General features: G+C 69.7%; 15 protein-coding genes and 1 riboswitch. Of the genes, 9 read left to right on the forward strand and 6 right to left on the reverse strand.

The genetic code is table 11. The features are described 5' to 3' along the window. Nucleotides 1–233 precede the first annotated feature (233 nt). Nucleotides 234–1,892 (forward strand): diguanylate cyclase CdgB, encoded by a 1,659-nt coding sequence (gene cdgB, locus ACZ7L5_RS41450; protein WP_471523811.1) that lies wholly within the window; start codon nt 234–236, stop codon nt 1,890–1,892. A gap of 120 nt (nt 1,893–2,012) precedes the next feature. After that, nucleotides 2,013–2,975, forward strand: coding sequence for a CBM35 domain-containing protein (locus tag ACZ7L5_RS41455; protein WP_471523813.1), 963 nt, complete (start codon nt 2,013–2,015; stop codon nt 2,973–2,975). On the opposite strand, the gene ACZ7L5_RS41460 is transcribed toward ACZ7L5_RS41455, so the two are convergent. The 3 genes from ACZ7L5_RS41460 to ACZ7L5_RS41470 all read right to left on the reverse strand — a co-directional run bounded on the left by ACZ7L5_RS41460 (nt 2,976) and on the right by ACZ7L5_RS41470 (nt 6,232). After that, the gene (locus tag ACZ7L5_RS41460) at nt 2,976–3,905 is read right to left on the reverse strand and encodes a 1-phosphofructokinase family hexose kinase (protein WP_471523815.1); all 930 of its coding nucleotides are present in this window, start codon (nt 3,903–3,905) and stop codon (nt 2,976–2,978) included. Nucleotides 3,906–4,049: 144 nt separating this feature from the next. Continuing rightward, entirely contained in the window at nt 4,050–5,288 is a 1,239-nt protein-coding gene (gene nagA / locus ACZ7L5_RS41465; protein ID WP_471523817.1) for an N-acetylglucosamine-6-phosphate deacetylase, read from the reverse strand. After that, nucleotides 5,288–6,232, reverse strand: a complete 945-nt coding sequence (locus ACZ7L5_RS41470; protein ID WP_471523819.1) for an ROK family protein — start codon at nt 6,230–6,232, stop codon at nt 5,288–5,290. Before ACZ7L5_RS41470 ends, nagA begins: the two co-directional genes overlap by 1 nt. A gap of 98 nt (nt 6,233–6,330) precedes the next feature. On the opposite strand from ACZ7L5_RS41470, the gene ACZ7L5_RS41475 reads away from it, so the two are divergent. The 3 genes from ACZ7L5_RS41475 to otsB all read left to right on the forward strand — a co-directional run bounded on the left by ACZ7L5_RS41475 (nt 6,331) and on the right by otsB (nt 8,985). Continuing rightward, complete coding sequence (locus ACZ7L5_RS41475; RefSeq protein ID WP_363041422.1) at nt 6,331–7,623, forward strand: ABC transporter substrate-binding protein; 1,293 nt, start codon at nt 6,331–6,333, stop codon at nt 7,621–7,623. Nucleotides 7,624–7,667: 44 nt separating this feature from the next. Then, the gene (locus ACZ7L5_RS41480) at nt 7,668–7,928 is read left to right on the forward strand and encodes a DUF3263 domain-containing protein (protein ID WP_471523821.1); all 261 of its coding nucleotides are present in this window, start codon (nt 7,668–7,670) and stop codon (nt 7,926–7,928) included. Between the two features lie 217 nt (nt 7,929–8,145). After that, nucleotides 8,146–8,985 (forward strand): trehalose-phosphatase, encoded by an 840-nt coding sequence (otsB, locus tag ACZ7L5_RS41485; protein WP_471523823.1) that lies wholly within the window; start codon nt 8,146–8,148, stop codon nt 8,983–8,985. A gap of 740 nt (nt 8,986–9,725) precedes the next feature. On the opposite strand, the gene ACZ7L5_RS41490 is transcribed toward otsB, so the two are convergent. Together ACZ7L5_RS41490 and ACZ7L5_RS41495 are read right to left on the reverse strand one after the other, a co-directional pair. Next, nucleotides 9,726–11,222 (reverse strand): alpha,alpha-trehalose-phosphate synthase (UDP-forming), encoded by a 1,497-nt coding sequence (locus ACZ7L5_RS41490; protein ID WP_471523825.1) that lies wholly within the window; start codon nt 11,220–11,222, stop codon nt 9,726–9,728. A gap of 108 nt (nt 11,223–11,330) precedes the next feature. After that, nucleotides 11,331–12,275 (reverse strand): glucosyl-3-phosphoglycerate synthase, encoded by a 945-nt coding sequence (locus tag ACZ7L5_RS41495; RefSeq protein ID WP_471523827.1) that lies wholly within the window; start codon nt 12,273–12,275, stop codon nt 11,331–11,333. A gap of 159 nt (nt 12,276–12,434) precedes the next feature. Next, nucleotides 12,435–12,592: riboswitch (SAM riboswitch) on the forward strand. 18 nt (nt 12,593–12,610) lie between these two features. Here ACZ7L5_RS41495 and thrC point away from each other — a divergent pair. The 4 genes from thrC (at nt 12,611) to groL (ending at nt 16,875) form a co-directional block, all read left to right on the forward strand. Beyond that, entirely contained in the window at nt 12,611–13,897 is a 1,287-nt protein-coding gene (thrC, locus tag ACZ7L5_RS41500) for a threonine synthase (protein ID WP_328880849.1), read from the forward strand. A gap of 50 nt (nt 13,898–13,947) precedes the next feature. After that, nucleotides 13,948–14,223: a MoaD/ThiS family protein gene (locus tag ACZ7L5_RS41505; protein WP_148000006.1), complete on the forward strand. Its 276-nt coding sequence runs from the start codon at nt 13,948–13,950 to the stop codon at nt 14,221–14,223. A gap of 450 nt (nt 14,224–14,673) precedes the next feature. Further along, a complete protein-coding gene (locus tag ACZ7L5_RS41510) occupies nt 14,674–14,880 on the forward strand; it encodes a cold-shock protein (RefSeq protein WP_007493268.1) in 207 nt (68 codons plus the stop codon). 372 nt (nt 14,881–15,252) lie between these two features. Then, nucleotides 15,253–16,875, forward strand: a complete 1,623-nt coding sequence (gene groL / locus ACZ7L5_RS41515) for a chaperonin GroEL (RefSeq protein ID WP_328880850.1) — start codon at nt 15,253–15,255, stop codon at nt 16,873–16,875. A gap of 102 nt (nt 16,876–16,977) precedes the next feature. On the opposite strand, the gene ACZ7L5_RS41520 is transcribed toward groL, so the two are convergent. Then, nucleotides 16,978–17,391, reverse strand: a complete 414-nt coding sequence (locus ACZ7L5_RS41520; protein WP_471523830.1) for a cupin domain-containing protein — start codon at nt 17,389–17,391, stop codon at nt 16,978–16,980. Nucleotides 17,392–17,426: the final 35 nt, after the last annotated feature.

Below are 17,426 nucleotides of genomic sequence, written 5' to 3' on the forward strand. Positions count from 1 at the left end.
GTGGCATCTCCACACACGCACAAAGTTTGCGTTCAGTAAACGCACAGGAAAAACGCAGAAACACCGCTCAATTGTTCACGTTTACCTGTGACTTGAGTCACAAGGGCCATTAATTGTTGACCCTGTGTACCGAGTGAGCAGCGCGCTGTGATTCAGTGGCGGGGAACTAGCAAGGGAAGTTACGCCGAAGTAGAACCCTTGATTCGCTGCGAGGTCTCGGGGGGAGGGCGAGCATGGAGACCGAGTCGGAGCCGTATGTCCGTCTTGCGACCCTGCGGCAACTGCACCAGGTCATGGCTGACATGAACACGGCCCGCAGCCTGGCGGACACGCTGCAGACCGTTGCCGACGGGGTCGTCAACGGCCTCGGCTATGAGCTCGCGTGCGTCAACCTCGTACGCCCCGACGGCGATCTCGTCGTCGCAGCCTTCTCCGGCAACCCCGCCGCCGAGGCCCTCATCACCGGCCGTGTCGGCTCCCGGGACTCCTGGGAGCGCCGGCTGAGCATGGGTGAGCGCTGGGGCGACCTGGTCTTCATCCCGCACACCGAGGGCTGGATACTCGACGACGACGACGTCCCGCAGTGGTACACCGACGGCCCCGCGCCCCGCTTCGAGGACGAGTGGCACCCCTCGGACCGTCTCTTCGCCCCGATGTACACGCCCGGCGTGCAGGGCAGCGCGTGCGGTGAGCTGATCGGGGTCCTGTCCGTGGACCGGCCCCGCAACGGGCGGCTGCCGGGCGCGTGGGGGCGCGAGGCGCTCCAGATGTACGCGTTCCAGGCGGCGATCGCCATCAGCAACGCACGTCTACGCGCGAATATGCAGCGGGCACTGGTCCGGCTGGAGCGCGAGCAGCAGGCTCTGCGTGCCAGTGAGGAAAGCTTCAGGCAGGCCTTCGAGTACGCCCCGTCCGGCATGGCCATCGCCGAGATGGGCGGCGACCAGCACGGCCGGATCCTGCGCACCAACGACGCGCTGTGCCGGCTCCTCGGCCGCCCCGCCTCCGCGATGCGCCGCTACGCCTTCTCCGACCTCGTCCACCCCGAGGACATCGGCACGCTGCTGCGTACGTCCGCCGAGGGGGGCCGGGCGGAGCTCCGGCTCATCCGCCGCGACGGCACGTATGTATGGGTCTCGCTGCGCAACAGCGTGGTCGCCGACGCCGCCGACGGGCCTCGCTTCCTGCTCACCCACGTCGAGGACATCGAGGAGCGCAAGCGCCGCGAGCTGCAGCTCGCCCACCGCGCCTCGCACGACTCGCTCACCGGGCTGCCGAACTCCGCCGAGCTGCGTTCCCGCCTCGCCTCGCGGCTGTGTCAGCGCTCCACGCACCCGGGCGCCGCCCTGGAGTCGGTCGACGCGGCCTACGGTCACCCGGCCTACGACGCCAACGGTCACGGCTTCGACTTCCGGCCGGCGGTGGCGGCGTTCGACGCCTACGACCACCATGTCCACACCGTCGCGCCGGTCGAGGGGGAAGGGGACGACGGTGCGAAGGGGCTCGCGGTGCTCTTCTGCGACCTCGACGGCTTCAAGTCGATCAACGACCGGTTCGGGCACAACGCGGGTGACGCAGTTCTCATCGAGGTGGCGAGGCGGCTGTCCCGCCAGGTCCGCGACGGCGACACCGTGGCCCGGCTCGGCGGCGACGAGTTCGTGATCCTTGCCGACGGGCTCGGCAAGGCGGACGCCCAGGACCTCGCGGTACGTCTGCGCAACGAGATCATCCAGCCGATCCGCGCCGAAGGGCGGGCGGTCCGCGTGGGCGCCAGCTTCGGCATCGGGTGGGCACACTGCGGAATGACTGCGGACGAAGTGTTGAAGTCTGCCGACGAGCGGATGTACGTAGAGAAACGATCTCGTCCCAAACAACACAGACGCGCCGGGTAACTGCCAGGTCAGCGAGCTGATGCGATCCGAGTCACCCGTTTGGGCCATCAGGAGCGGGTAGGCTCGCCATTCTGACCATACGCATCGCATCCGCCCGCACCTGGTGAGGAGTACCAAGGGATGACGTCCGGCAACAACGGCGCCAGCACGCCCGAGGACGACGACCCGTTCGGCTACCTCTACGCCGACGGGCAGGCCAACGGCGCCCAGCCGCCGTCCGGTGGCGGGGGCTACGGCTACCCGGGTTCGGTGAACCGTGTGCGCCCGGTCGGACAGCGGCAGTACGGCCAGCAGGCCCCCACGGCCGCGTACGGCCAGATACCGCAACAGCAGGGCACGTACGGCCAGCCGAACGCGCACTACGCGGCACCGGAGACACACCCCGGCGGCGTGACCACGGCCAGCCAGCAGTCGTCCTACAGCGGCGGCCACGGCTCGGGCGGCCGCGGCGGCCCCAACACCAAGGGCCTGCTGATCGGCGCCATCGCGGTCGTCGCGGCGGTCGTCATCGGCATCAGCGTGGCGATGCTGGGCGGCGACGGCGAGAAGGACGACGCGGGGGGCGACACGGGGTCGACTCCGACGCAGTCCCAGGAGAGCAGCGCGCCGAGCCCGTCGAACAGCAACAGCCAGGCGGCCGAGGACGACCTGCCGACGAGGGACGCCAAGAGCCTCGCTCTCGCCGGCGGCGCCACCACCGCGTCCGACATCAAGGGCGCCAAGGCGGACGGTGGCGTCTATGTCTCCGGGTTCAACGTGGTCGGCTCCTCGGTCAGCTGGAACGTGGACGGGATCCCGAAGTCCGGCAAGTACACCGTCTTCGTCGGCTACAGCGTCCCGGGCAAGGACCAGAACGCCACCCTCACGGTCAACGGCACGGCCTCCGACTCACCGGTAGACCTGAAGAACTGGACAGGCGCCGCCGAGGGCGACTACGAGAAGGGCTGGACGAAGACGTACAACTGGATCCAGCTCAACAAGGGCACGAACACGATCAAGGTGTCCTGCGAGCAGGGCAACCAGTGCGACGCCCTGCTCGACCAGATGTGGCTGGTGAAGGGCTGGGTCAAGTCCAGCTCCTGATCACGCGGCGGTGACCTCCCCGGTCACCGCCACCCGCCCCAGCAACTCCTCATAAGCCCCCCGGTCGAACTCCCCCGCCACCGGTGCCACCACGCTTGCCGCGCTGAGCGCCGTCGCTCGGGTCAGGCGGTCCGGCCACGGGAGGTGTTCCACCAGACCCGACAGCAGGCCCGCGACCGCTGCGTCGCCGGCGCCGGTCGGGTTGCCGTGGAGGCGGGTTGGTGGGGTGGCTTGCCAGCGGCCCTCGGGGGTGTGGGCCAGGAGGCCCGACTTGCCGAGGGAGGCGACCACCGTGCGGGCGCCTCGGCGGCGGGCGTCCTGGGTGGCGCGCAGCGGGTCGTGGGAGCCGGTGAGTTCGGCCAGTTCGTCTGCGTTGGGCTTGATGATGTCCGGGCGGGCGGCGACGCCCCGGCGCAGGGCCTCGCCGCTGGTGTCCAGCAGGACGGGGACGCCCGCGGTCCTCGCGGCCCGGACCAGGCCGGCGTACGCCCCGACCGGTACGCCCGGTGGCAGGCTGCCGCACAGGGCCACCGTGGAGGCGGCGGCGAGGAGGTCCTCGTAGGCCTCCTGGAAGGCGGACCACTCGGCGGGCGTGATCGTCGGGCCGGGTTCGTTGAGCTGGGTCGTGTCGCCGGTGAGCTCGTCCACCACGGCGATCGTCCGGCGGGTCGCTCCCGTCACCGGGACCAGCGCGTCCACCACGGCCGGCGTGGCCGTCAGCAGGTCCTGGACCACACGGCCCGTCGCCCCGCCCGTGAAGCCCGTGACCGTGACCTCGTGGCCGAGGGCCGCCAGCACCCGGGCCACGTTCAGACCCTTGCCGCCGGGGCGTTCGGTCACCTCGGAGACACGGTGGGAGGCGTGGGGCCGCAGGGACCGTACGCGATAGGTGATGTCGAGAGCGGTGTTCAGAGTGACAGTGAGGATCACCTGTACTCGACCTCCCCCGAAGAGTTCAGCATGCGTGCGCCGTCCGTCTGCCGGTTGTTCCCGCCGGCAGTTGCCGATCATGCCAAAAGGGCGGCGGCCGTCCCAGTCTGGCAGGACAACCACCGCCCTCAACAGCAGGACAGATCACCCCAGTTGCGGATCCACCACCCATTCGCCCCGGCGCATCACGCCCTTGAGGTCGAAGTCGGCGTCCAGGACCACCAGGTCGGCGTCCTTGCCGGGGTCCAGGGAGCCGATGCGGTCGTAGCGGCCGAGCAGCTTGGCCGGGTTGGCGGACAGGGCCGCCACCGCGTCCTCGACCGGCAGCCGGTCGATCGTCACCGCCCGCTTGAAGGCCCGGTCCAGCGTGAGGGTCGAGCCCGCGATCGAGCCGCCCTCGACGAGGCGTGCCACACCGTCGGCGACCTCCACCTCCAGCGGGCCGAGCATGTAGCGGCCGTCGCCGAAGCCGGCCGCGTCCATCGCGTCCGTGATGAACGCGACCCGGTCCGCACCCGCGTGACGGAACGCCAGCTCCAGCGCCGCCGGGTGCAGATGCGTGCCGTCGTTGATCAGCTCGACGGTCACCCGCTCGTCCTCCAGCAGGGCGGCGATCGGGCCCGGCTCGCGGTGGCCCAGCGGCGGCATCGCGTTGAAGAGGTGCGTGGCGACCGTCGCGCCCGCCTCGATCGCCTCCACCGTCTGCTCGTACGTCGCGTCCGTGTGCCCGATCGCGGCGATCACGCCGTGCTCGGCGAGCAGCCGTACGGAGTCGAGGCCGCCCGGCAGTTCGGTGGCGAGCGTGACCATCGTCGCGTGGCCGCGCGCCGCGTCGATCAGCTTGCGCACGTTCGCCGGGTCAGGGTCGCGCAGCAGTTCCTCGGAGTGCGCGCCCTTGCGGCACGGGGAGATGAAGGGGCCCTCGAAGTGGATGCCGGCGATGTCGCCCTGCTCGGCCAGCTCGGACAGCAGGCCCGCGCGGCGGGTGAGGAAGTCCATGTCGCCGGTGACGGTGGAGGCGACCAGGGTGGTGGTGCCGTGCAGGCGGTGGGTGTGGATGCCGGTGACCACGTCGTCCACGGTGCCCGAGGTGAACGAGGCTCCGCCTCCGCCGTGGTTGTGGATGTCCACGAACCCTGGCAGGAGCCAGTGGCCGGTGAGGTCGATGCGGTGGGCGTTCTCCGGGGCGGTGCCGGCGATGCGTGTGCCGTCGACGATCACTTGGCCCTGTTTGCGGGTTCCCGTCGGCATGACCACGTTGGCGCCGGAGAGGACGAGGGGCACCTTGCTCGTTGCGGGCCGCGGGCTCGTTGTGGCTTGTCGCGCCCGCGCGGCGGTGGCCGCAGATTCAGCGCTGTCCCGCGCCCCTAGGTCGGCTGCCATCAGGGAGTTACCTCCGTACGGTCGGTTCGGTCGAGGAGATCCCAGGCCAGGAGGCCGGCACCCAGGCATCCGGCGGTGTCGCCCAGGGCCGCGGGGACGATGGACGGCAGCCTCTGGAAGGTCACCCGGCGCCGGACGGCCTCCCGCAGCGGTGTGAACAAGGTTTCCCCCGCCTCCGCCAGGCCGCCACCGATGATCAGGGTGCGCGGGTCCAGCAGGGTGAGGGCGGTGACCAGGCCGTCGGCCAGGGCGTCCACGGCCTCGTGCCAGACCCGTACGGCGTTCGGATCGCCGGACGCGACGGCCTTCGCGCAGTCCGCCGCATCCGCCTCCGGGTCTCCGCACGCGGCGGCCCACGCCTCGCTCACCGCCGCCGCGGAAGCGAACCGCTCCAGGCAGCCGCGCTGCCCGCACGGACACGGCGCTCCACCGGGCCGTACGACGATGTGGCCGATCTCGCCCGCGAAGCCGTGCGCGCCCGCCTCCACCCGGCCGTCGATGCCGATGGCGCCGGCTATCCCGGTGCCGAGCGGCACGAACAGGAAACGGTCGGCACCCTTGCCGGCGCCGATCCGGCCCTCCGCGAGACCGCCGGTGCGCACGTCGTGGCCGAGGGCGACCGGGACGCCGCCGAGCCGTTCGGCGAGCAGCCGCCGCAGGGGTACGTCACGCCAGCCCAGGTTGGCCGAGTAGGCGGCGACGCCCTGCTCCTCGTCGACGATGCCGGGGACGGCGATGCCGGCGGCGGCCGCGGGCTCGCCGAAGCGCTCTTCGCCGTACGCGCGCAGCTCGCCGGCGAAGTCGAGGATGCCCTCGACGACCGCGTCCGGCCCGCGCTCGCGCCCGGTCGGGCGGCGGGCCTGATGGAGCAGCTCGCCGCTCGCCGCCGCCAGGGCGGCCTTCATCCCGGTGCCGCCCACATCGAGGGCGATGACATGTCTCACGGGAACAGTGTGTCTTGCATACCCGCGAGAGGTCTAGTCCACTTACGTGGTGTAGACCTTATGGGGGCAATATGTATGACGTTTCGAAAGTTTCGAATATGGGTGTGGGGCGGTTTTGCGTGCAGCGGCGTAGGCGTACGGGAACGATTGCGGCGGTGTCCGCGCTGGGCCTGTCGGCGGTTCTGGGCGGCTGTGGGCTGACCGGTGGTTCGGACGAGGTGACGCTGAAGCTGGTCGCCGCGGACTACGGGGACAGTGCGGCGAACAGTTCCCAGAAGTACTGGGACAGGCTCGCCAAGGAGTACGAGGAGCAGCACGACGGCGTGCAGATCGACGTCACCGTGTACTCGTGGAACGACGTCGACGCCAAGGTCAAGAAGATGGTCGACGCCGGGGAGGCGCCGGACATCGCGCAGATCGGCGCGTATGCCGACTACGCCGCGAAGGGCCTTCTCTACGAGGCCGACGAACTGCTCTCCATCCCCGTCCAGGCCGATTTCGTCTCGCAGCTCGCGGACGCGGGGCAGGTGAACGGCGTCCAGTACGGCATCCCGTTCGCCTCCTCCACACGCCTGCTCTTCTACAACAAGTCCCTCTTCGAGGACGCCGGCCTCACCCCGCCGACCTCCTGGAAGGAACTGGCCGCCGACGCCGAGGCGCTCAAGGCGAACGGTGTGAAGTACCCGTACGCGCTGCCGCTCGGTGCCGAGGAGGCGCAGGCCGAGACCATGCAGTGGCTGCTCAGCGGCGGGGGCGGGTACACCGACGCGGAGACCGGCACGTACAGCATCGACTCCGCGGAGAACGTCTCCACCTTCAACTGGCTCAAGAACAACCTCGTCGGCAAGGGGCTCACGGGGCCGGTCCCGCCCGGGGAGCTCAACCGGGCCGACGCGTTCTCCGCCTTCGCTGCGGGCGACGTCGGCATGCTCAACGGGCACCCCTCGCTGATGCAGATGGCCGAGAAGAAGGGCGTGAAGTTCGGCATGGTGCCCATGCCCGGGCTCGAGGGGCCGACCAAGGTCTCCATGGGTGTGGCCGACTGGATGATGGCCTTCAAGGAGAACGGTCATGCCGAGCAGGTGGGGGAGTTCCTGGACTTCGCCTACGACAAGCAGAACGTCCTGGACTTCTCCCGGGAGTACAACCTGCTCCCCGTCACGAACTCCGCGTCCACGGTGATGGCCGGGGCCGACCAGGACGCCGCCCTCAAGCCCTTCCTTGATCAGCTCCCGCTCTCCGAGCTCTATCCGGTGGGGCGGACGTCGTGGGCCGCGGTGAGTGCGGACGTGAAGAAGAGCATCGGCAGGACGGTGGCGTCCGGGGGGAGCCCGTCGGCGATCCTGGGGCAGCTGCAGTCGGGGGCCGCTCGGGCGGAGAGTGCGGAGTAGGTAGCGGGGGCTTCCTGTCAGTGGGGTGGGCTACGGTGCGGCTCATGGACCAGGACGAGGACCAGGACCAGCCCGCGGCCGCCGTTCTCGCCGAGCGTGAGCGGGCGATTCTTGCGCTGGAGCGGCGGGGGTTCTCGGGGGCCGGGGCCAAGGAGCGGGCGATACGTGAGGAGCTGGGGCTGGCGCCGGTGCGCTACTACCAGCTGCTGAACGCGCTGTTGGACGATCCGCGGGCGCTGGCTCATGATCCGGTGACGGTGAATCGGTTGCGGCGGGTTCGGGAAGGGCGGCGGGGGGAGCGGTGACGCGCGGCGGTGCAGCGGGGGGTTGGGTTTCGCCCCCGCCGCCCCTACCCGTCCCGTCCCTGGGGGCTGCCGCCCCCAGACCCCCGCTGTCGGCCTGAACGGCCTCGTCCTCAAACTCCCCCAGAGAGGGCACCCCCGGACGGGCTGAATTGCCGGGACCGGCGTCGAGAGACCCCGTCGGGATGGTGCAGCACCCGCCCCCCGATAAGGTCGCCCCATGGGCAGTCACAAGGATCCCCTCCCGACCCCCACCACCCAGCCCGGCCGCGACGGCCTGGCCGCCATCCTCACCCACCCCGCGCGCTCACTCATCGCGCTGGACTTCGACGGCACCCTCGCCCCCATCGTTCCGGACCCCGAAAGGGCCCGAGCCCACCCCGACGCCATCCCCGCCCTGGCCGCACTCGCGCCGAAGGTGGCCGCAGTCGCGGTGATCACCGGCCGTCCGGCCGAGGTCGCAGTGAAGTACGGCGGGTTCGCCGACACCCCCGGCCTTGAGCACCTCGTCGTGCTGGGCCACTACGGCGCCGAACGCTGGGACGCCGTGAGCGGCGAGGTCACCGCCCCCGACCCCCACCCCGGCGTCGCAGCGGTCCGCGCCGCCCTGCCGGGTCTCCTCGAATCCACCGCGCAGGGCACCTGGATCGAGGACAAGGGACACGCCCTGGCCGTGCACACGCGCCGCGCGCCCGACCCGCAGGGCACCTTCGACGCCCTCCGAGCCCCCCTGACCGACCTCGCGACCCGCAACGGCCTCATCGTCGAACCGGGTCGCATGGTCCTCGAACTCCGCCCACCCGGCATGGACAAGGGCGTCGCGCTGAGCAAGTACATCCGCGAACTCGGCGCCGAGTCCGTCCTCTACGCCGGCGACGACCTGGGCGACCTCCCGGCCTACGCCGCCGTCGACAAACTGCGCTCCGACGGCACCCCCGGCCTCCTGGTCTGCAGCGGCAGCGAGGAGGTCACCGAACTCTCGGAGAAGGCGGACGTCGTGGTCGACGGCCCGCAGGGCGTCGTACGACTCCTCCAGACGATCGCCACGCAGGCGACCTGACCCAGGGGGCACCTGCCCCAGCCCGTCGTGGTGAGGCGGGCTGCAGCCGCCTCGCCGTGAGGCACGACGGTCCAAGCGGTCGCCGTCGGGCGGGCTGCCGCGTGCGGTCGCGGGGCGATGCGTCCGAGGCGGTCGCCGTCGGGCTGGCTGCCGCATATGGTCGCCGGGCGATGCGCTAGAGATGGTTGCCGTCTGGTGCGCTGCCGCAGGCGATCGCCAGGGCAATGCGGTCCAGACGGCCCGTCGTGAGGCGCGATGGTCCAGGTGGTCGCGGTCGGGCGGGTTGCCGTGTGCGGTCGCCGGGCGATGCGTTAGAGGTGGTTGCCGTCTGGTGCGCTGCCGCAGGCGATCACCTGGGCAATGCGGTCCAGACGGCCCGTCGTGAGGCGCGATGGTCCAGGCGGTCGCGGTCGGGCGGGCTGCCGCGTGCGGTCGCCGGGCGATGCGTTAGAGGTGGTTGCCGTCGGGCGGGCCTCCGCAGGCGATCGCCAGGGCAATGCGGTCCAGACGGCCCGTCGTCAGGCGCGATGGTCCAGGCGGACGCTATCCGGCGGACTGCTGCCGCGGTCGCCAGGGGGTGCGATCGAGGCGGTCGCCGTGACGCGGGCTGGTTCGAGTGGACGTCGTCAGGCTGGCTGATTCGCGTGGACGCCGCCCGGCGGGCTGATGCCCGCGATCGCCCGCCACTCCGGCAAGCTGAGCCAGGCAAACGCCCTGCAAGGCCCCCCGCCGAGCGCCGCTCACTCGCGTCGCTCGCCGCCGGTTTCCTCCTCCAACGCCCGCAACTGCTCCAAGAACCACTGCGCCGGAGGCAACGCCGTACCCCCCGCCGCCAGCCGTTTCGAGCGTTCCGCGCGCTCCTCCGGGCCCATGGACAGCGCCTCGTGCAGGGCCCGTGCCGTGCCGATCACGTCGTACGGGTTGACGGGAATCGCGTCCTCGCCCAGTTCCGAGAAGGCGCCCGCCTCGCGGGACAGCACGAGGACGCAGCCCTCGTCGGAGACGACCGGCACCTCTTTGGCGACGAGGTTCATGCCGTCGCGGATGGGGTTGACCAGGGCGACGTCCGCCAGGCGGTACGCGGCGAGGGAGCGGGCGAAGTCGTCCTTGACGTGGAGGACGATCGGGGTCCAGGTCGGGGTGCCGTAAGCGGAGTTGATTTCGTCCGCCAGTCGCTGGACCTCGGCGGTGTAGTCCCGGTACACCGCGAGGTCCTGGCGGGAGGGGTACGCGAACGCCACGTGGACCACCCGCTCGCGCCACTCGGGGTGGTCGTCGAGCAGCTGCCGGTATGCGAGCAGGCCGCGCACGATGTTCTTGGACAGCTCGGTCCGGTCGACGCGGACGACGGTCCGGCGGGCGGTGCCGTCCGGTGCCGTGCCGATCTCCGAACGCAGCGCGGCCATCCGCTCCTCGACATCGGCCTCGTGGGAGCGGGCGCGCAGGAACTCCGCGTCGGCGCCCAGGCCGTGCACGCCGATCCACGTGGTCCGCAGCGGGGGGCGCCCGGTCGACGTGTGCTGGACGGACGCCGGGGCGCCGCTCGGCCAGGACGGGACGATCCGTTCGCGGTCCACGGCCTCGGCGCATGCCATGAACGCCTGCGCCCACCGCCAGGTGAGGAAGCCCAGCCGGTCGGCGCCCAGCATCCCCCACACGAGCCGCGCGCGGATGTCGTCCGGAAGCATGGAGAAGTACTCCGGTGGCGCCCACGGCGTGTGCGAGAAGTGCCCGATTCTGATGTCAGGCCGCAGCTCCCGGAGCATCCCCGGGACCAGGCACAGGTGGTAGTCCTGCACCAGCACCGCCGCCCCGGGCGCGGCCCGGTCCGCCAGCGCCTGCGCGAAGGCACGGTTGTACGTCTCGTACGACTCCCACTGGCGGCGGAACTCCGCGTCGAAGACCGGCTCCAGCGGAGTCTGGTAGAGCATGTGGTGGACGAACCAGAGGACCGAGTTGGCGACGCCGTTGTACGCGTCGGCGTGCACGTCGGCCGGGATGTCCAGCATCAGCACGCCGTCCTCGCCGACGCCGCGCCGCACCGCCTCCCGGTCCCCGTCGGACAGCGCCGAGCACACCCATAGCGCGTCGGTGTCCGGCCCGATCGCCGACAGCCCGGAGACGAGTCCGCCACCGCCTCTCTTGGAGTGCAGCGAGCCGTCCTCGCGCACCGCATACGAGACCGGGCCGCGATTCGACGCGACCAGCACCTTGGCAGCACCCTGCGTGGAAGCCATACGCCTCAACCTAGCCCGGCCCGGAAACGCTCAAACGTACGGTTCCACTCAGTGGCCGGTCCGTATACGATCAGCGGCCCTGCCCGGCGTATGACCCGGTACGGGGCCTTATGCGACCTTCCGTTTGGCGTACTCGGCGATCTCCACCATCGGCGGCCGCTCCTCGGTGTCCACGGAGTACGTGCGCGGCTCGAATCCGTCCTCGCCCCGCTCGAACTGTGTCAGCGCCGGCCGGACGAGGTGGCCACGCGCCAGCCGCAGCTGGGCCGTGCGGTAGATCGCGGCCGACATCCGGCCCAGGGCCTGTCCGTCCTGGTGGCGGTGCTTGCGGACGCCCACGTCCACCTGGGCCAGCGCGTCGAGGCCCACCAGATGCAGGGCGTCGACCAGCATGCCCAGCTCCACGCCGTACCCGACGGGGAACGGGAGCTGTTCCAGCAGGGAGCGGCGGGCCGCGTACTCGCCGCCGAGCGGCTGCACGAAACCGGCCAGCTGCGGCCAGTGCATGTTCAGCAGCGGGCGCGCCATCAGCTCGGTCACCCGGCCGCCCTGTCCGGCCGCCCCGCCGAGGGGACGGTCGTACATGCCCTTGACCAGGTCGACCCCGGGGTCGGTGAGCAGCGGGCCGACGATCCCGGAGACGAAGTCGGAGGAGAACTCCTTCAGGTCCGCGTCGATGAAGCAGACGATGTCCCCGGTCGTGACGAGGAGCGAGCGCCACAGGACCTCGCCCTTGCCGGGCACGGCCGGGATGCGCGGGAGTATCGCGTCCCGGTGCACCACGGTGGCGCCCGCCGCGGCGGCCACCTCGGAGGTGCGGTCCGTGGACCCGGAGTCGACGACGACGATCTCGTCGACCAGCGGGACCTGTTGCATGAGGTCGTGACGGATGATCGCGACGATGTCGCCGACCGTCTCCTCCTCGTTCAGCGCGGGCAGCACGACGGAGACCGACTGGCCCGAACGCTGTTTGGCGGCGAGTATGTGGTGGAGCGGGCGATCGGTCGCGGACCAGGAGCGGGTGCTCAGCCAGCGCTCGACTTCTTCCAGCACAGTCGGCGACTCCTCACTGTCGTGATCACAGCAGGTAATCGTGTGATCCATCTCGCGGTTCGGACGACTATCTCAACTGTCCTGGCCTTCGGTTACAGTCTTGAACAACGCGGGTGACCATCGCATGTCCGAGGTCGCCCATAGTTGACAACCGAATACAGCTCATCCAGAGGGGCAGAGGGAAACGGCCCGATGAAGCCCCGGCAACCCTCCAGCCGGTCTCGTGGCGATCACTGTCGATCGTCCCCGCGAGGCTCCCGGCTAGGGAAGGTGCCAAATCCGTCTCACGGCGAGATGCGTCGTGAGGAAGATGAGGAGAAAGGGCCTCGCCTCACATGGCTGTGCAGACTGTTGCAAGCACCACCGACTCCACCGTAGACCTTGGTCCCGCCGCGGCGCTGTCCTGCCGCGAGTGCGGTCACCGGGTACCCCTCGGACCGGTCTTCGCGTGCGAGGAGTGTTTCGGCCCGCTGGAGATCGCGTACGACTTCTCGGCCTACGACACCGAGGAGCTCCGCAAGCGCATCGAAGCGGGCCCCGCGAACATCTGGCGTTACGCCCCCCTGCTGCCCGTCCCCGCGGACGTGGCCACCAAGCCGAACATCAATCCCGGCTGGACCAAGCTCGTCCAGGCCGACAACCTCGCGAACGAGCTCGGCGTCGACGCCGGCAAGCTGTTCGTCAAGGACGACTCCGGCAACCCGACGCACTCCTTCAAGGACCGCGTCGTCGCCCAGGCCATCGAGGCCGCGCGCGCCTTCAACTTCACCACCCTCTCCTGCTCCTCCACCGGCAACCTCGCCGGTGCGGTGGGTGCCGCCGCCGCCCGCGCGGGCTTCAGGTCCTGCGTGTTCATCCCGCACGACCTGGAGCAGGGCAAGGTCGTCATGGCCGCGGTCTACGGCGGCGAGCTCGTCGGCATCGAGGGCAACTACGACGACGTGAACCGTTTCTGCTCCGAGCTGATCGGTGACCCCGCCGGCGAGGGCTGGGGCTTCGTCAACGTCAACCTGCGGCCGTACTACGCCGAGGGTTCCAAGACCCTGGCGTACGAGATCTGCGAGCAGCTCGGCTGGCAGCTGCCGGACCAGCTGGTCGTGCCGATCGCCTCCGGCTCGCAGCTCACGAAGATCGACAAGGGCCTGCAGGAGCTGATCAAGCTCGGGCTCGTCGAGGACAAGCCGTACAAGATCTTCGGCGCGCAGGCCGAGGGTTGCTCGCCGGTGTCGACGGCGTTCAAGGCGGGCCACGACGTGGTCCGGCCGCAGAAGCCGAACACCATCGCCAAGTCGCTGGCGATCGGCAACCCGGCCGACGGTCCGTACGTCCTGGACATCGCCCGCCGCACGGGTGGTTTCGTGGAGGACGTGACCGACGAGCAGGTCGTCGACGCGATCAAGGTCCTCGCCCGGACCGAGGGCATCTTCGCGGAGACCGCCGGCGGAGTGACCGTGGGTGTCACGAAGAAGCTGATCGAGAGCGGTGTGCTGGATCCGAGCCTCACGACTGTGGTGCTCAACACCGGCGACGGGCTGAAGACGTTGGATGCGGTGGCCGGTACCGGGCTGACTGCGACGATTCGTCCCAACCTGGATTCGTTCCACGAGGCCGGCCTCGCATAGCTCAGCCCAGCCCCGCCCCTTAGCCCATTCACCTGACCGGAGGTCATTACGTGAGCGTCAACGTCCGCATCCCCACCATTCTGCGCACCTACACGGGTGGCCAGGCCGAGGTCGCCGCCGAAGGTGCCAACCTCGGCGAGGTCATCGCCGACCTGGAGAAGAACCACACCGGGATCGCCGCCCGAGTTCTCGACGACCAGGGCAAGCTGCGTCGGTTCGTCAACGTGTACGTCAATGACGACGACGTCCGTTTCGAGCAGGGGCTGGAGACCGCGACTCCCGACGGTGCCGGCGTCTCCATCATTCCGGCCGTCGCGGGTGGCTGACAGGCTGACCGAATGACCGATCATTACCATCGGTAACCCCGGTAACCGAGAGTTCATCGAATTGCCCCCTCCGTGAGAGAAGCGGAGGGGGCAATTCTGTGTGGTTGAGCGAGGTACAGTTGGGGAACGTGCCGCCGTTCCACTGGTCGGCTGCCCTTGATTTCTGCCGCAAGCCCGACAAGAAGTAGCCAAAGTGTGCGGGTTTTTTGCGGCTTTTGTTCCCTATGCCGGGTCCGACTTGACCTGAAGTCAGCGGAATTGTCCCCACATTCCCGACCGGTCGTGCCCGGAATTCTCGTCCGATTGACCTGTTGCAGACGGCAGTTGGGCAGATACATTCAGCCGCGGTCGACGCGTTCCGGCGCACGCCCCCGACCGATGGGGGGTGAGGTCTGACCCGGATCCGCGAAGTGTGGATCTGTGCAAGGGCCAGTAATAGGGGAGTTAGGCATGGCTCAGGGCACCGTCAAGTGGTTCAACGCGGAGAAGGGGTACGGCTTCATCGCGGTCGACGGTGGTGCGGATGTTTTCGTCCACTACAGCGCGATCCAGATGGACGGTTACCGCACCCTGGAGGAAGGCCAGCGGGTCGATTTCGAGATCTCGCAGGGCCAGAAGGGGCCGCAGGCGGACATGGTCCGTCTGGCCACCGGCTGAAGCACGCGTCGACTAACAGCAGCGACGTTCTTCTTCGAAGGGCTCGCACCTCCCGAGGTGCGGGCCCTTCGCCATGTCCGGGGTCCGTCCGGGTCCTGTCCCGAGCCTGCCGGCTCCGGCCCCCGGCCGCGCCCGTCCCTGTTCGCGCACCGCAGAGCGTGCCGCCCGATACCCGAGAGGCGCTTGCACTCGCCTACCCCGAGTGCTAATCATTGGCGTTAGCACTCTGAAGGTGAGAGTGACAAAGAAGGACCGGGTCGGTGAGGCCCGCAAGCCGGGTGGGGCAAGGAACCACGAGGCATGTGAGCCGTCCGTCGCGGGCGCGGGCGCGGTCCGAAGGAATCACCCCCAGTCCTGGAGGGACCACTTCACATGGCCAAGATCATCGCGTTCGACGAGGAGGCGCGGCGCGGCCTCGAGCGCGGCATGAACCAGCTCGCGGACGCCGTCAAGGTGACGCTCGGCCCCAAGGGTCGCAACGTCGTCCTCGAGAAGAAGTGGGGCGCCCCCACGATCACCAACGATGGTGTCTCCATCGCCAAGGAGATCGAGCTCGAGGACCCGTACGAGAAGATCGGCGCCGAGCTGGTCAAGGAAGTCGCCAAGAAGACGGACGACGTCGCCGGTGACGGTACGACCACGGCGACCGTTCTCGCCCAGGCCCTCGTCAAGGAAGGCCTTCGCAACGTAGCCGCCGGCGCCAACCCGATGGCCCTCAAGCGCGGCATCGAGCGTGCCGTCGAGGCCGTCTCCGCCGCCCTGCTGGAGCAGGCGAAGGATGTCGAGACCAAGGAGCAGATCGCCTCCACGGCCTCCATCTCCGCCGCCGACACCCAGATCGGCGAGCTCATCGCCGAGGCCATGGACAAGGTCGGCAAGGAAGGCGTCATCACCGTCGAGGAGTCCCAGACCTTCGGTCTGGAGCTGGAGCTCACCGAGGGTATGCGCTTCGACAAGGGCTACATCTCGGCGTACTTCGCCACCGACATGGAGCGGATGGAGGCGTCGCTCGACGACCCGTACATCCTGATCGCCAACTCCAAGATCGGCTCCGTCAAGGACCTGCTCCCGCTCCTGGAGAAGGTCATGCAGTCGGGCAAGCCGCTGCTGATCATCGCCGAGGACGTCGAGGGCGAGGCCCTGTCGACCCTGGTCGTCAACAAGATCCGCGGCACCTTCAAGTCCGTCGCCGTCAAGGCCCCGGGCTTCGGTGACCGCCGCAAGGCGATGCTGAACGACATCGCCATCCTCACCGGTGGCGAGGTCATCTCCGAGGAGGTCGGTCTCAAGCTCGAGAACACCTCCCTGGACCTCCTGGGCAAGGCCCGCAAGGTCGTCATCACCAAGGACGAGACCACCATCGTCGACGGTGCCGGCTCCTCCGAGCAGGTCGCGGGCCGGGTCAACCAGATCCGCGCCGAGATCGAGAACAGCGACTCGGACTACGACCGCGAGAAGCTGCAGGAGCGCCTGGCGAAGCTCGCCGGCGGTGTCGCGGTCATCAAGGCCGGTGCCGCCACCGAGGTGGAGCTCAAGGAGCGCAAGCACCGCATCGAGGACGCCGTGCGCAACGCCAAGGCGGCCGTCGAGGAGGGCATCGTCGCCGGTGGTGGCGTGGCCCTGCTGCAGGCCTCCCAGGTGTTCGAGAAGCTGGAGCTCGAGGGTGACGAGGCGACCGGCGCCAACGCCGTGAAGCTCGCGCTCGAGGCCCCCCTGAAGCAGATCGCCGTCAACGGTGGTCTCGAGGGTGGCGTCGTCGTCGAGAAGGTGCGCAACCTTCAGGTCGGCCACGGTCTGAACGCCGCGACCGGCGAGTACGTCGACATGATCGCCGAGGGCATCATCGACCCGGCGAAGGTGACGCGTTCCGCGCTGCAGAACGCCGCGTCGATCGCCGCGCTGTTCCTCACCACCGAGGCCGTCATCGCCGACAAGCCGGAGAAGGCCGCTGCGCCTGCCGGTGGCGGCATGCCGGGCGGTGACATGGACTTCTGAGCCTCTTCGCAAGAAGGCTCGGACCCGGTCCGTCCATAGAGGGCGGCACTCCCTGTTACGACAGGGGGTGCCGCCCTCGGGCGTTTGCTCACCCGGCGATGGTCATCCTGGCCGGTCGGCCCGGAGGTGTCGGCGTTCGGCGAGTTCCGCCGTGCCGACCACGGTCAGAACCGGGGAGCCAGGCGGCGCGAACATGGTCACCACCAGCTGCGACTGAGCGTCCGGAAGGTTGTTGGCGCCCTGGTAGTGGATCACGTCACCCCCGGGCTCGAAGAGGGCGTCACCGGCCTTGAGCACCCGGGGCGGCTGCCCCTCCAGCTCGAAGAGGATCTCGCCCTGGGTCACATAGCCGAAGAGCGGCCCCGGGTGCCGGTGCGGCGGCGCACCCGGGTCGCCCGGCGCAAGGGTGACCCGGATGGTCCTGGCCTCGGCGCCCGCCGGAATCCGGGCCGCCGCCTCCGGCAGGGTGTTGATCACCTCGACGCCCGGGGGCAGGTGTGCGTGCTCAGCGCTCATGAATTCCTCCAAACAGGGAGTGTCCGCAGGAAGGA

This window comes from Streptomyces sp. NPDC107528 (assembly GCF_055639295.1).

Coding starts and splice junctions, on each gene's coding strand:
- cdgB (WP_471523811.1), top strand. CDS start 234: ATGGAGACCGAGTCGGAGCCGTATGTCCGTCTTGCGACCCTGCGGCAA.
- ACZ7L5_RS41455 (WP_471523813.1), top strand. CDS start 2,013: ATGACGTCCGGCAACAACGGCGCCAGCACGCCCGAGGACGACGACCCG.
- nagA (WP_471523817.1), bottom strand. CDS start 5,288: ATGGCAGCCGACCTAGGGGCGCGGGACAGCGCTGAATCTGCGGCCACC.
- ACZ7L5_RS41475 (WP_363041422.1), top strand. CDS start 6,331: ATGGGTGTGGGGCGGTTTTGCGTGCAGCGGCGTAGGCGTACGGGAACG.
- ACZ7L5_RS41480 (WP_471523821.1), top strand. CDS start 7,668: ATGGACCAGGACGAGGACCAGGACCAGCCCGCGGCCGCCGTTCTCGCC.
- otsB (WP_471523823.1), top strand. CDS start 8,146: ATGGGCAGTCACAAGGATCCCCTCCCGACCCCCACCACCCAGCCCGGC.
- ACZ7L5_RS41490 (WP_471523825.1), bottom strand. CDS start 11,222: ATGGCTTCCACGCAGGGTGCTGCCAAGGTGCTGGTCGCGTCGAATCGC.
- thrC (WP_328880849.1), top strand. CDS start 12,611: ATGGCTGTGCAGACTGTTGCAAGCACCACCGACTCCACCGTAGACCTT.
- ACZ7L5_RS41510 (WP_007493268.1), top strand. CDS start 14,674: ATGGCTCAGGGCACCGTCAAGTGGTTCAACGCGGAGAAGGGGTACGGC.
- groL (WP_328880850.1), top strand. CDS start 15,253: ATGGCCAAGATCATCGCGTTCGACGAGGAGGCGCGGCGCGGCCTCGAG.
- ACZ7L5_RS41520 (WP_471523830.1), bottom strand. CDS start 17,391: ATGAGCGCTGAGCACGCACACCTGCCCCCGGGCGTCGAGGTGATCAAC.